Annotated in this window: 12 protein-coding genes; 6 read left to right on the top strand and 6 right to left on the bottom strand. The window is 66.8% G+C overall.

From position 1 onward, the window contains the following. Positions 1-119 precede the first annotated feature (119 nt). Entirely contained in the window at positions 120-683 is a 564-nt protein-coding gene (locus ACMPH2_RS08675; RefSeq protein ID WP_156439366.1) for a hypothetical protein, read from the bottom strand. Between the two features lie 1,126 nt (positions 684-1,809). On the opposite strand from ACMPH2_RS08675, the gene ACMPH2_RS08680 reads away from it, so the two are divergent. Together ACMPH2_RS08680 and ACMPH2_RS08685 are read left to right on the top strand one after the other, a co-directional pair. Beyond that, positions 1,810-2,538: an RluA family pseudouridine synthase gene (locus ACMPH2_RS08680; protein ID WP_417119224.1), complete on the top strand. Its 729-nt coding sequence runs from the start codon at positions 1,810-1,812 to the stop codon at positions 2,536-2,538. A gap of 225 nt (positions 2,539-2,763) precedes the next feature. Next, positions 2,764-4,386, top strand: a complete 1,623-nt coding sequence (locus ACMPH2_RS08685; protein ID WP_062529576.1) for a 4Fe-4S dicluster domain-containing protein — start codon at positions 2,764-2,766, stop codon at positions 4,384-4,386. Between the two features lie 286 nt (positions 4,387-4,672). Here ACMPH2_RS08685 and ACMPH2_RS08690 read toward each other — a convergent pair whose 3' ends face one another. The 5 genes from ACMPH2_RS08690 to ACMPH2_RS08710 form a co-directional block, all read right to left on the bottom strand. After that, positions 4,673-4,981: a hypothetical protein gene (locus ACMPH2_RS08690; RefSeq protein WP_009277945.1), complete on the bottom strand. Its 309-nt coding sequence runs from the start codon at positions 4,979-4,981 to the stop codon at positions 4,673-4,675. A 258-nt stretch (positions 4,982-5,239) separates the two neighbouring features. Continuing rightward, a complete protein-coding gene (locus ACMPH2_RS08695; RefSeq protein WP_417119225.1) occupies positions 5,240-5,890 on the bottom strand; it encodes an HAD family hydrolase in 651 nt (216 codons plus the stop codon). 101 nt (positions 5,891-5,991) lie between these two features. Then, on the bottom strand, positions 5,992-7,215 hold the full coding sequence (locus tag ACMPH2_RS08700; protein WP_417119226.1) for an ABC transporter permease: 1,224 nt from the start codon (positions 7,213-7,215) through the stop codon (positions 5,992-5,994). Next, on the bottom strand, positions 7,212-7,940 hold the full coding sequence (locus ACMPH2_RS08705; RefSeq protein WP_417119227.1) for an ABC transporter ATP-binding protein: 729 nt from the start codon (positions 7,938-7,940) through the stop codon (positions 7,212-7,214). Before ACMPH2_RS08705 ends, ACMPH2_RS08700 begins: the two co-directional genes overlap by 4 nt. 12 nt (positions 7,941-7,952) lie before the next feature. Continuing rightward, complete coding sequence (locus tag ACMPH2_RS08710; RefSeq protein ID WP_417119228.1) at positions 7,953-9,380, bottom strand: efflux RND transporter periplasmic adaptor subunit; 1,428 nt, start codon at positions 9,378-9,380, stop codon at positions 7,953-7,955. Positions 9,381-9,761: 381 nt separating this feature from the next. Between ACMPH2_RS08710 and aspS the strand changes: the two genes are divergently transcribed. The 4 genes from aspS to ACMPH2_RS08730 all read left to right on the top strand — a co-directional run bounded on the left by aspS (position 9,762) and on the right by ACMPH2_RS08730 (position 13,651). Further along, entirely contained in the window at positions 9,762-11,537 is a 1,776-nt protein-coding gene (gene aspS / locus ACMPH2_RS08715) for an aspartate--tRNA ligase (RefSeq protein ID WP_417119229.1), read from the top strand. 100 nt (positions 11,538-11,637) lie between these two features. Beyond that, positions 11,638-12,009: a fluoride efflux transporter CrcB gene (gene crcB, locus ACMPH2_RS08720; protein WP_009277939.1), complete on the top strand. Its 372-nt coding sequence runs from the start codon at positions 11,638-11,640 to the stop codon at positions 12,007-12,009. Positions 12,010-12,151: 142 nt separating this feature from the next. Next, on the top strand, positions 12,152-12,466 hold the full coding sequence (locus ACMPH2_RS08725) for a glutaredoxin family protein (RefSeq protein ID WP_417119230.1): 315 nt from the start codon (positions 12,152-12,154) through the stop codon (positions 12,464-12,466). Between the two features lie 39 nt (positions 12,467-12,505). After that, complete coding sequence (locus tag ACMPH2_RS08730) at positions 12,506-13,651, top strand: glycerate kinase family protein (RefSeq protein ID WP_417119231.1); 1,146 nt, start codon at positions 12,506-12,508, stop codon at positions 13,649-13,651. Positions 13,652-13,850 lie beyond the last annotated feature (199 nt).

The raw sequence follows: 13,850 nt of genomic DNA on the forward strand, positions 1-13,850 counted from the left end.
CTTTGAGGGCATATGCGTTCGTTTGTCGGCACCTCATTGCTCGGAAAGTACCGACAATTCAGCTCGGGTCGGGAGTCGACGTCTTATCGAAGTCGGCTTGGCGGTAGTGCCCTCCTGGCTCACAGCTGATGCCTATGTGGATTGAACAACCAGCGCCTCAGCCTGTCTCTCGCTTGCGTGGTTTCGGCTCCACCGTCCAAGACGGCTTTTCCAAGGTAGCTGGCGAGCTGCCTCGCCTTCGTGTCAAAGCGAGGGAAGGACGTCGTGTCCCTGCCACAGAACACTACCAGCTTCCATCCCGCCGCCTGTATGCGGCTCCAGCGGTCCTTGTCGTCAAGCACCTTGTCTGCGTCAAAGACGACTTCGCCCGATTCGAGGCGCCTTCCACCATGTGGCGCGAACCCGTCATATTCAACCACGACGCGTTCCTTCGGGTATGCAAGGTCGGCAATGCAGGAGCCAGCTCGCATGCCTGCCCCCAGATCCAAAGGGTGATTGAGCAAGGGGGTGCCCATGCCATATCCACCCAGCTTGGATGGCAGGTCGAGGGCAAGGTGGAGGGCGCTCTCACGTGGCGATCTGGCACCGTCGAGCACCCAACGCAAGGCGCGCCTGGATGCCACGATACCGTGCATGCCTTTCGACTCATTTAAAAACTCATGCAATCGGGCGACATTTGTCAAGGATGGCCTCCCCTCGCATCCAGCATCTAGCCGAGGGACTCGTCCCCTCTCCCCATGTTCGAGCTCCGTCTGGCCTTGCGGGGCGAGGTCACCCCTCACGTAGCTTCCGCAGAGCTCCATTCCAAGCTCGATTTTTGGCAGAAGCGCCCTCCCGTTGCCAAGCTGCAGGAAGATGAGCTCGGGTGATGCGAGGCGGACGTCCGTGTTCGGAATCCGGAACAAGGATCCCGACGGGAGAGTGGAGCGACATACCCGTACCTTTGCGCCCCTCATTCGATGTGACTTGTTCTTGTGGTCTACCAGGAGTTCGAATGGGCGCGCGCATCTTTGGACAACGCCAGGGAGCTGCGTCCTTGGTTCCAGGTCTCGGTGGCATCCACCCTCGTCGGGGATGGCTCCTGCAAGGAGAAGAGACTGGACTGCCGCGACAAGCTCTCTTGATGAAGCGGCGGAGTCAACGAGGCTGGTGCACGTGCAGCTGATGGGCATCGCGCATAGCCCCAGGGATGCGCGTCGCCAGATGTCAAGTGCCGTTCGTCCTCCCAGGTAGATGGCCACGTTATTCTCCTCGTCTTCTGCTGTGCGCGATGGGGTACAGCTAGCTCGTTGCCGCGTGCGGCGGGACGTGGGTAGCTCGCACGCCAAGGTACCGGCTCGCTTTGCCAGAGAATAGGATTCTGAGCAGGTGATTTCCTGCATATGGCTGGCACCAGCCTGCAGGGTATGCTGCTGGGCCCATACCGTTCACGGAACCGAGGGCAGCTTGGAAGGGTCGCACGACTGGCGAGAGTTTGGCAGTTTGGGGCGAAGCGTCAGGCTCGTCCACAAGTTCTACCAAAATTCATGTCGCCGTGGTCCATGGCTGAGGGGTGATACGACCTGCCGGCAAACAAGAAGACGCTGTGCAGTAGTAGCTCAACTTGCCTGTTTGTCGGCAGAGAAAGACCGATAAACAGATCACATCATTGTCATATGAGTTATTTTGGCGCGTTTGCCGGTATATCGTGGTCAAGAATGTACCGACAAAAATGAAAGGCATGTACGTCTAGCACCCGGCAGGTGAGATTTGCCGGATGATGTGCCCTCGCCAGCTGGCAGGGGCCGACCGGCGGGAGGGGAGAGGAACGTGGGCAAAGAGCTCGAGCTCATCTACCAGGACCAGTGGCTCGCCGCGGTGGACAAGCCCCAGGGCATCCTGGTTCATGGCGACGGCAGCGGCGCCCGCACCCTCACGGACGATCTGCGCGAGCTCCTCGAGGCCCAGGGGACGGACGCCAGTGGCCTGCAGCCCGTCCAGAGGCTGGACGTCGACACCTCGGGACTCGTGCTCTTCTCGCTTGACAAGATGACCCAGCCCAGGTTGGATGCCCTCGTGGCCATGCGTGGCATCCGCAAGTGCTACGTCGCCCTGGTGGAGGGGCGCTTTCCCACAGGGACGCGCGACATCGAGCTCCCCCTGGGCCGCGACCGCCACGACGCCCGTCGCATGCGCGCGAGCCGCGGCGGCAAGCCCTCCCACACCCGCGTGAGGCTGCTGGACACGGACGGCCATCGCTCCCTCGTGGCCGTCGAACTCCTGACGGGACGTCGCCACCAGATACGCGTCCACCTCTCTCAACTCGGCTTCCCCCTGGTGGGGGACGTGCTCTATGGCAGCAGGTCCGGTCGCGCCACTCCCCGCAGTGCCCGGAGCCGCAACGCGGGTCCGGAGCCCTCGCTCATGCTGCACGCCATCGAGGAGGAGCTCGACCATCCCGTGACGGGCGAGCACCTGCGCCTCTCGACCGCCTGGCCCGCCCGCTTCGAGGAGGCCTTCCCCAAGGGAGAGGACCTCTGGCTCCGCCGCCGCGGCTAGCACAGGGCCGAGGGGCGGCCGTGCCACCTGTGCGGGGCGCCCAGGAGAGGACCTCTGGCTCCGCCGCCGCGGCTAGCACCCTCGCGGACGCCTGCCTGCGGCCCGCGTGTCCACGTGGTTCTCGCTTTGATGCATACTGGTGGGGCAGCCCGATGGGGCGCACGCCGGCGGGGGCCGGCTCAGGAGGGGACGCCGGTTCGTCCGGCGCACGCGAGAGAGGTTCCTATGGCCGGCAGCATGCGTGGCGTGTACACCAACCTTACCGAGATTCGTCGCAACGTCTTCCGCGAGGTGGCAAAGGTCTGCTACGCGATGGGGGACGACCCCGGCAAGACCGACAGCGACATCGACGATGCCTTCGACGAGCTGCCGTTCAAGATTCTCCCCGGCGACGTCGCGACCTACCGCGAGAGCGTCTTCCTCGAGCGCGCCATCATCGGCGAGCGCATCCGCCTCGCCATGGGCCTTCCCCTGCAGGGCGTCGAGCGCCCGGCACGCATCTCGGACGGCTTCAAGGAGGCCGAGACGGCGGACCTCGCCTACTACGAGCCTCCTCTGATCAACGTGATCAAGTTCGCCTGCAACGCGTGCAAGGACAACGTCTACGAGGTCACCAACACCTGCCAGGGCTGCCTCGCCCACCCCTGCCGAGAGATCTGTCCCAAGAACGCCATCTCGTTCGTGGACAAGCGGGCGTTCATCGACCAGGACGCCTGCATCCACTGCGGCATGTGCGCCAAGACCTGCCCCTACCAGGCCATCCATCACCACGTTCGTCCCTGCGCCGCCGCCTGCGGCATGAACGCCATCGGCTCCGACGAGCACGGGCGCGCCGACATCGACTACGAGAAGTGCGTGAGCTGCGGGCAGTGCCTGGTCAACTGCCCCTTCGGCGCCATCGCCGACAAGAGTCAGATCGCCCAGGTCATCTGGGCCATACATTCGGGCCAGGAGGTCATCGCCGCCGTCGCCCCCTCGTTCGTGGGCCAGTTCGGGGGCAAGGGCAACGTGGGCAAGCTGCGCGAGGCATTCAAGCTCCTGGGCTTCTCGGGCGTGGAGGAGGTTGCTCTGGGCGCCGACCTCTGCACCATGCAGGAGGCGGAGGACTTCCTCGAGGAGGTTCCCGACAAGCTGCCCTTCATGGGCACGAGCTGCTGTCCCGCCTGGTCGGTCATGGCCAAGCGCGAGTTCCCCGAGCATGCCAACTGCGTCAGCATGGCGCTCACGCCCATGACGCTCACCGCCCGCATGATCCGCGCACAGCACCCCAACGCCAAAATCGTCTTCGTGGGCCCCTGTGCCGCCAAGAAGCTCGAGGCCATGCGCAGGAGCGTGCGCAGCGAGGTCGACTTCGTCCTCACCTTCGAGGAGATGGCCGGCATGATGGCCTCAAAGGACATCGACTACCTGAGCCTCGAGGACGACAACAAGAGCGACTTCGACGTTGCCAGCACGGATGGCCGCAACTTTGCCGTGGCGGGCGGCGTCGCGAACGCCGTCGTCAACGCCATTCATCGTCGCTACCCCGACCGCGTGGTCAACGTCGTCAACGCGGAGGGCCTGGACGAGTGCCGCAAGATGATGAAGGACGCCGTGAAGGGCAAGTACCCTGGCTACCTGCTCGAGGGTATGGCCTGCCCAGGCGGATGCGTCGCCGGCGCCGGCACCCTCGTGGCCATCAACAAGTCTGCGGCGGCGGTCAAGCGCTACGCCAAGAAGTCCCCGCACGTGAACGCGACGGAGAACTCCTACCGCATGCTCCTTCCCATGCTCGAGAAGGGCTTCACCAAGGAAGACGAGGACCTGGAGGTCGCGGAGAGCCGCGAGGCGCAGGAGCCCAAGCGCTAGGGGTCGTCATCTGCGGCCGCCCGGTTCGAGCGCCAGAAGAAAGGGAGCGCCAGAAGAAAGGGAGAGGGCCGCGCAGACCAATCGTGGAATGCGCGGTCCTCTCGCCTTTGCCCAGGTCAGGCGAGAATGACGCGCAGTCCGTTGCTGTTCTGCGCATCCAGCCCGCAGGCTTCCCCCGCGGTCGGCCTTGGGACCTTCCGACCGCTGTGGTCGCGCGCAAGAAAAGACCGCGCTGCCAGCTGGCAGACGCGGTCCGATGCGTGCTATCGCGAACGAGGGGAGGGGCCTAGGGCTCCTTGACGCCCTTCACCGAGGCATAGAACTTGGCGGAGTCGAAGACGTCCTTGATGGTCTTGCCATGCATGAACGGAAGGGAGAGGAACTCGTCGACGGTCGGCACGAGGTCGCTGCAGTCGACGAAGTGGTTCTTGGAGTTGCGCCGGCTGGTGTCCTGCGCACGCCACGCCTCGAAGTTGACGTCGGTGAGGTAGTAGACGTCGTTGTCGACCTTCATGTACACGGAGTGGTTGCTGTGCAGGTAATCGGCCAGCTCGTCGTAATTTATCTCGAGCTCCTCAGCTGCCTTCTTGCCCATATCGCATCCTTTCTCGAAGGAATACTGCCAACGGTGCTGCTGAAAAAATAGTACCGCCCCGCGGCCGCTCCCATTCGCCGGTTCGCGATGCTTTAGGCAAACGTGGCCTAGGGACGTGCGGGTGGGGGAGGCTTGACCCGTCACCGGCACGAGGTCGTAATGGTGCGGGGTTGCCGTCGGCGTAAGGCCTCTGGTCGGTCCTGCATCGAGCCTGGTGTCGTCTCCACCCCTCTGCCGAGGGATGACGCCCCCTCGGCCTCAGAACAGGATGGCCTCGGCGAGCTCCTCGGTCGTGCCCACGATCCTTGCCGCGCCCTGGGAGCGCAGCCAGTCCTCGTCCCTGAAGCCCCAGCTCACGGCTATGCAGTCCACGCCGGCGTTCCGAGCCGTCTGGAGGTCCACCTCGGAGTCGCCCACGTACGCCACCCGTTCGGGGGCGACTCCCAGCTGGGACATGACCGCCAGGAGGGAGTCGGGTGCGGGCTTGCGCCTCACGTCGGGACGCTCGCCCACGACCGCGTCGAAGAGGCCACCGAAGTAGGTCGCCACCAGGTCCTGGACGGCCGAGTCGGGCTTGTTGGACACGACGGCCCTCAGCACCCCCTCGCCCGATAGGATGCGCAGCAGCTCCCCGACCTGCGGGTAGGGGGCCGTCAGCTGGGCGTTGTGGCGGGCGTAGTGCTCGCGGAAGGTCGCGAGCGCCCGTGCCTCCTGCTCCTCGGGCGTTCCCTCGGGGACGCTCAGGTGGACGAGACGGGCCACGCCGTTTCCCAGGAAGGCCCTCACGTCGCTCCGGGAGCGCGCGGGCAGTCCCTCGGAGACGAGGGCGAAGTTGACCGAGGCGTGCAGGTCGTCGAGGGTGTCGAGCAGGGTCCCGTCCAGGTCGAAGATGGCCGCCTCGTATGGCATGTCCCTGCCTTTCCCCAGGCCCTTCCGGGCGCTTCCACCTGCCTGAGTATAGGCCTCGCCAGGCCGCCCCCGCCAGGTCGGCGCGCGGCATGGTCCCGCACCTACTGGAAGTGCAGGGACTCCACCGGGTCGAGGCGTGCGGCATGGCGTGCGGGATAGTAGCCGAAGATGACGCCGATGGCCACGCAGATGCCTGCCGCCAGCGTGACGGCGGTGGGGTCTATGACGGGCGTGATGCCGCCGGAGCCCCCCATGCCGGTCATGATGCCCGCTCCTGCCGCCTTGGCGAGGCCGAAGGCGCCCAGGTAACCCAGGACGATGCCGATGACGCCCCCTGCGAGGCAGAGGCAGATCGACTCGCAGAGGAACTGGGCCGTGATGTCGGAGCTTCTCGCCCCCAGCGCCTTGCGCAGGCCGATCTCGCGTATGCGCTCGGTGACGTTGGTGAGCATCATGTTCATGATGCCGATGCCACCCACCAGCAGCGAGATGCTGGCGACGGTGACCATCAGTGCCTGGAAGGCGGCCATGGTCATGTTGAGCTGGTCGGCGATGGCCTTGACCGAGTACACCGAGATGCCCGAGCCGCCCTCGACCCCTTCGTCCGTCGAGTGGTAGAACTCCTTGAGCCTCGAGGTCGTGCGGTCGACGAGGTCGTCTATGTCCACGCCCTCCCGCGCGAAGGCGATGATCTCGTCCACGGAGGGGCTGCCGGTGATGCGTGCGCTGCAGGTGCTGCGGGGCACGTAGACCGGGAGGGACATGCCCATGGAGCCCGAGCGCGCGGGGAGCACGCCAACGATGGTGTAGTCGTCGTTGCCCAGGCGCAGCGACTTGCCCACGACGTCTGCCTCGGCATCGCCGAAGAGCGTCTGCACGCCCGTCTGGTCGAGGAGGGCGACGGTGCTCGCCGAGGTCACGTCCCTGGCGTCGATGAGGCGGCCGCTCGCCGCCTTGATGCTCTGCGCCTGGAAGTACTCCGGGCTCACGCCCATGACCGAGGCGGACTCCTTCTTCTTGCCCGTGCTCGCGTCGGCCGAGCCCATCGAGATGCCGGTCACGAACTCGTAGTCGGGAAGCATTCGGGCGATGTTGTCCACGCTGCTCTGGTCGACCATCGTCCCGTTGTAGATCGAGATGTACACGGCGCGCGCCTGGTTGAGGCCTAGGCTCTCTACGATGGACTGCTTTATTCCGCCGATCAGCGCGGTCATGGCGATGACGGCGCTGATGCCGATGACGATGCCGAGGATGGTCAGCAGCGAGCGGCCGCGGTTGGCGTCGAGCGCCTCCCAGGTCTCGGTGGCGATGTCACGTGCCCTCATGTGAGCCCCCTGACGGAATGGGCGCTGCCCCTGAGGCTGCGCTCCTGCTCGTCGGTGAGCAGGATGCCGTCCCTGATGTGCACGGTACGGTCTGCCCAGGAGGAGACCTCGGGGTCGTGCGTGATGAGCACGACGGTCTTGCCCTCGTCGCGTAGGCGACGGAAGGTCCTGAGCACCATCTCGCCGGTCGCGGAGTCGAGGTTGCCGGTGGGTTCGTCGGCCAGGATGAGCGCCGGGTCGTTGACCAGCGCGCGGGCGATCGCCACGCGCTGCATCTGGCCCCCCGAGAGCTCGTTTGACTTGTGGTCGTAGTACTCCTCCGGGAGCGACACAGCGCTGAGCGCGCGGATGGCGCGCTCCTCTCGCCTTCCCACGGGGCAGTCCGAGTAGACGAGCGGGAGCATGACGTTGCGCATGACCGTGGAGCGGGGCAGCAGGTTGAACGACTGGAACACGAAGCCGATGCGCGTCGCCCTGACCTGGGCGAGCTCGTCGTCGTCCAGGGAGGACACGTCGACGCCCTCGAGGATGTAGGTGCCCGAGCTGGGCGTGTCGAGGCAGCCCAGGACGTTCATGAGCGTGGACTTGCCCGAGCCCGAGGGGCCCATGATGCAGAGGAACTCGCCGCGCTCGACCGCGAGCGAGACGCCCTTGAGCGCGTGCGTGAAGCCCGCGTCGGTCTCGTAGATGCGGTGGATGTCGTGGACTTCCAGGACAAGATCCATGGCCGACCTCGCCTAGAGCGCCGCGCCGGCGTCGGTGCCAGCACCCGTGCCCTCGGAGCCGGCAGCGCCGTTAAGCACGACGTCGCCCTCGTTCACGCCCTCGACCACCGTGTCGGTGGAGTTCTTGGCGATGACCTTCACCTGCTTCGTCTCGCTCGACACGACGGACATGCCGTCTTCGGAGAGCTTGACCACCTCGACGTAGGGGTTGCCGGACTCGTCCGTCATGACCGCGCCGGAGGGGAGCGTGAGCGCGGCAGGTATGCTCTGGGTCTTGATGGAGGCGCTTGCCGTCATGCCGGGCTTGATGCGCGCATCGGGAGAGGGGATGAGGAGCTCGACCGTGTAGGTGACGACGCCCGAGCCGTTGTCGCCCGAGCCCGTGGAGACCGTGGCGATGCGCGTGACCGTGGCGTCCATGATGGCGTCCGGCACGGCCGAGAAGGTCACGGTGGCAGTCTGGCCAACGGCGAGGTTGGAGATGTCTGCCTCGTTGACCTGGGCGTTCACCTTCATCTGAGAGATGTCCGCAATCTGGATGAGAGGTCCGCTGCTGCCCTGGCCGCCACCGGAGCCCTGTCCCACGGCAGCTCCCACGACGGCGTTCATGGCCACGACGCTGCCCGAGCAGGGCGCCTTGACGGTGCGCTTCGCCGCCTTGGCGACCGCGTCGGAATAGGCGCTGTTGGCCGTCTCGAGCTCGAGCCGTGCGCTGTCGACGGCGTTCTGCGCCTCGGCCGCCGCCTTGTAGGCCACGTCGGGGTCGGTGAGACTTGCCTGCGCCTCCGCGCTGGGCGCCGAGTTCCAGGCGTCGAGTGCCTTCTCGTAGTCCTCCCATGCGCGGTCGAACGACGACTGGGCGGCGGAGAGCGCGTTGTTGCGCGCGGCGACGCCCTGGTTGGCGTCGCGGATGCCCTTCTCGAGCTCGTCGCTCCTGAGGGTGAGAAGCACGTCGCCCTCGCTCACCTCGGCCCCCTCGCTCACCGAGACGCTCTCGATGATGCCCTCGACCTCGGGCGTGACGACGGTGGAAGAGAGCGGCTGCGCCTTTGCGGACGCGTTGACGGTGGTCTCGAAGTCCGCGCGGGTGACCGTGGCGGTGGAGGGGGGCGTCACCTGGGAGCCTGCGGCAAGGTTGCGCGCGACCGTGATGCCGACGACGGCCAGCACGAGGATGCCGGCGAAGACGCCGATCTTGACGAGGCGCTTGCGCCTGCGCTTGGCGCGGCGCTCCTTGGCGTTCCTGAGGGCGGCCGCGGCGCGCTCGTCGAAGTCGCTGCCGGCGGTTCCCGCGGCACCTATGACGGGCGGTATGCCCGGGATGTCCGCCTGGGCGGTTTGCCCAAGGTGGGCGGCGTGCTGCCGCGCGTCCTCCCCCAGGGGGCTCTTGGGGGCTCCGGGTCGGCTGGCGCTCGTGTCGGTGGAATCGTCTAGAGGCATCTCTGCTCCGCTCCGCATCGGACGCAGCGAGGCACCACGCGTCGCGTGCGCTCGCGCAATCCATGGGTGCTAGATGGGTGGTGTCTAATTCCGGGCGGTGATCCAATTCGCAATATACCTTAAGCCCCCGTCCCATGGCAACGACCTGGGCAGAGAAATAAGCAAACCTTAAGGTTGCCCCCCGACCCGTTCGCTTTGCTGCTTCGGCATGTCGGCATGGAGTGTTCGTCGGCCTGTGGGGCCGCATCGGCGCGGGCCGTCGCGACGCACCCCGATGCTGCTAGACTGGCGTGTTGCGCGCGTCGGCGCCGTCTACGCCGGGACGCCGTCATCTGTAGGTCCGCCCGCAACGGCACGGGGCGGAAGAGGCGAGAGGAACCCATGGACTCACACAGCATGCACACCCACACCTGCGGGGAGCTCCGCACCTCCGACATCGGCCACGAGGTTACCCTCACGGGCTGGGTCTGGCACCGTCGCGACCACGGCGGCATGGTCTTCGTCGACCTGCGCGACCGCGAGGGCCTGACGCAGGTCTCGTTCGACCCCGACCACGCGGGCGGCGATGCCTTCCACGTGGCGGAGGCCATCCGTCCCGAGTGGCCCATCAAGGTCCAGGGCGTCGTGCGCGAGCGTCCCGAGGCGAACGAGAAGGTGGCGACCGGCCAGATCGAGGTCCTGGCCGCGAGCGTCGAGGTGCTCAACCGCTCCAAGACCCCCGCCTTCCAGATCGAGGACCAGCTCGACATCTCCGAGGACATCCGCCTGCGCTACCGCTACCTCGACCTGCGCCGTCCCAGCATGATGGGGCGCCTGCGCCTGCGCTCCGACTTCACCTTCGCCCTGCGCGAGGCCCTGCACGGCCGCGAGTTCATGGAGGTCGAGACCCCCGCGCTCTTCAAGTCGACCCCCGAGGGCGCCCGCGACTTCCTGGTGCCCAGCCGCACGCAGCCGGGCCACTTCTACGCCCTGCCGCAGTCCCCGCAGCTTCTGAAGCAGCTGCTCATGGTGGGCGGCGTCGAGCGCTACTACCAGGTCGCCAAGTGCTTCCGCGACGAGGACCTGCGCGCCGACCGACAGCCCGAGTTCACGCAGGTGGACATCGAGATGAGCTTCGTCGAGCAGGACGACGTCATGGGCGAGCTCGAGGAGGTCCTGGCCGACGCCTTCTCCAAGGTCGGGGTCAGGATGGAGCTTCCCCTGCGGCGCATCGGCTACTGGGACGCCATGGACCGCTATGGCAGCGACAAGCCCGACACTCGCATCGGGATGGAGATCCACGACGTGAGCGAGGTCTTCTCGGCCTCGAAGTTCAAGCTCTTCGCGAGTGCCGCCGCCGACCCCAAGGCCCATGTCAAGGCCATCTGCGCCAAGGGTGCGGGCAGCTGGGCACGCTCCAAGATCGACCGCCTCTCCGAGGTCGCGGCGGGCTTCGGCGCCAAGGGCCTGGCCTACCTCGCCTTCCATGAGGACGGCAGCCTGAAGAGCCCCATCGCGAAGTTCCTCTCGGAGGAGGAGGTCCAGGGTGTGCGCGCCGAGCTCTCCGTCGAGCCGGGCGACCTCGTGCTCTTCGCGGTGGGCAGCCGCCTCGAGGCCGACCAGATTCTGGGCGGCATGCGCAACCACATGGCCGACGCCCTCGACCTGCCGCGCGAGGGTCACGACTTCCTCTGGGTGGTCGACTTCCCGCTCTTCCACTGGGACGAGGAGCGCAACGCCTTCGCGGCGGAGCACCAACCCTTCACCCAGCCAATCGAGGACCAGCTCGGCCTGCTTGCGAGCGAGGACCGCGACGAGGTCCTCTCCATCGGCTCGCACACCTACGACTTCGTCATGGACGGCTTCGAGGCGGGCGGCGGCGGCATGCGCATCCACGACGCCGAGCTCCAGATGCAGGTCCTGCGCCTGCTGGGCTTCGATGAGGCGCGCGCCAAGGAGCAGTTCGGCTTCCTGATGGAGGCCCTCGAGTTCGGCGCGCCCCCCATGGGCGGCTTCGCCCTGGGCCTGGACCGCGTCTGCATGCTGCTCGCCGGGTCAGACTCGATCCGCGACGTCATGGCCTTCCCCAAGACCACCTCGGGCTCCGACCTCATGAGCGACGCGCCCGGCGAGGTCAGCGACCGCCAGCTCAAGGAGGTCTCGCTGAGGCTCCTCTAGCCCTGCTCTCCGGGGTGGCGAGAGTCGTGTCAGCCCTTGTCATTCTGTGTCTTCGGGGCGGGTGGGCCATCCATCCGCCCCTTTGCTATGGAGGTGTGCCATGGAGGCACTTGCGGTTGGCCTGGGAGGCTTCCTGGGCAGCCTGGGACGCTGGCAGCTGGGTGTGTGGCTCAAGGGGGTCGCCCCGTCGCTGCCCGCGGGCACGCTGGTCGCCAACCTGCTCGCTGCCCTGCTCATCGGCCTGGTCACCGGGGTGGGCCTTGCCGCCCCGATGCCCGAGAGGCTGCGGCTCTTCCTGGCGGTGGGCCTCTGCGGCGGCCTCTCCACCTTTTCCACCTTCTCCAACGAGACCTTCCAGCTCGTCTCTTCCGGCAACTGGGCCGGAGCCGCGTTCAACGTCGTCGCCAACGTGGCGAGCTGCCTTTTTGCCGTGGGTTGCGGAATCGCCCTGGGCAGGATGCTCGTCTCCTAGGCCTTGCCGTGAGCGGGCGCCGTTGAAGGAGGGACGACCGACCCCATGCCCGGTGCTTCGCACGACTCCGCTTGGGGTATATGACTCCCATCAGAGACAAGGCGCGGTCCCATCCACCGCATGCGAAGAAAGCGAGTCCGTTATGGCTGAAAAGACGCTCGAGCTCTACATCAAGGACGGTTGTCCCTTCTGCCACAAGGTCCTCTCGTTCATGGAGAAGAACGGCATCGAGCTGCCCCTGCACAACATCAGCCGCAGCGAGGAGGACCTCAACCACCTCGTCGAGGTGGGCGGCGAGAGGCAGGTGCCCTGCCTCTTCATCGACGGCGCCCCCCTGTACGAGTCTGGCGACATCGTGGCCTATCTGGCCAAGGAGTTTGTAGTGGGGGCAACCTCCGCTGACGAGGCGGCGCCTGCGGGCGGCGTCTGCACCATCGGGGGCGGCTGCTCCTTCTAGGGCGTCTCGGGAACCGAGGCCGACGGGAGGTCGTCGTCCATGTCGCTGAGCGTGCTGGTGGCGTCCGACTCCTTCAAGGGCTCGGCGTCGAGCAGGACAATCGCAGAGCTCGTCGAGAGAGGCGTGCGTCGGGTAGATCCTGACGCACGCGTCCTTTGTCTGCCCATCGCGGACGGGGGAGAGGGAACCATCGACGCCCTGCTTGCCGCTCGGAGTGGCAGGTTGCGACACCTCGAGGTCAGGGGACCCTTGGGCGTGCCCGTCGACGCGCGCTATGCGCTGCTGGACGACGGGTGCGCCGTGCTCGAGGCGGCGGAGGCCATAGGCATCGGCCTCTCCGACCGCAGCCCCGCCTCCGCCCTTGCCGCCTCGAGCTTCGGCCTGGGGCAGCTGCTGCTTGACGCACTGGACCAGGACGCGCGGAGGGTGCTTGTCGGCCTGGGCGGCAGTGCCACCAGCGACGGCGGCGCAGGACTCGCCAAGGCGCTCGGGGCCAGGCTCCTCGACCGCTACGGCATGCCCGTCGAGGAGGGCCTCGCAGGGCTCGTGCGCGTGGAGTCGCTGGACGTCTCGGGCTTGGACCCGCGCCTTGGGGAGGTGGACATGGAGCTCCTGCTCGACGTCACCAACCCGCTCGTTGGCCCCGCTGGGGCGGTGAGGGTGTTCGGACCCCAGAAGGGGCTGGACCCACGCGAGCTCGACCGTTATGACGGGTGGATGAGCGGATGGGGCGAGCTCCTGCACCGCGTCTGCAGCAGGGACGTCGCGGCTGTGGAGGGCGCCGGTGCTGCCGGAGGCCTGGGCGCTTGCCTCATGGCGCTCGCCGACGCCAGGCCGGGACGTGGCATCGAGCTCGTTCTGGATGCCGTCGGCATCGACCAGGCGCTTGCGGGGGTTGACCTCGTCATCACCGGCGAGGGAAGGATGGACGCCCAGTCCGCCTGCGGGAAGGCGCCGGTCGGCGTGGCACGTCGTGCGAAGGCGCAGGGCAAGCCGGTGGTCGCGGTGGTGGGAAGCTGCTCCGACGAGCTCGAGGCCGCGTACGCGCAGGGAGTCGACCTCGTCGTTCCCTGCGTCCACGAGCCATGCTCGCTCGAGGACTGCATGAGGGGCGTGGAGAGGAGCGTGCCCTTTGCCGCCGAGTCGGCGGTCCGGGCCTTCCTCTTGGGTCGGTCCGCGGTCTAGCCCGCCTGTGCCCACGAGTGCAGAGGGGCAGCACGTCGTTCTCGCTTGACCTCATCTCTCCCGTGGCGGAATCTGGGGTTAGCACGCGCGCCATCCTGCCGGGGGGCGGGGGTGCACAGATGACACAAAGGGAGAGGTTCGAATTGGCGCTGCACATAGTCGAGGAGGCAGACCGTTGTCTCAACTGCAAGAGGCCCCT

The sequence above is a fragment of the Olsenella phocaeensis genome (genome assembly GCF_048189965.1).
Classification (GTDB): Bacteria; Actinomycetota; Coriobacteriia; order Coriobacteriales; family Atopobiaceae; genus Olsenella_I; species Olsenella_I phocaeensis.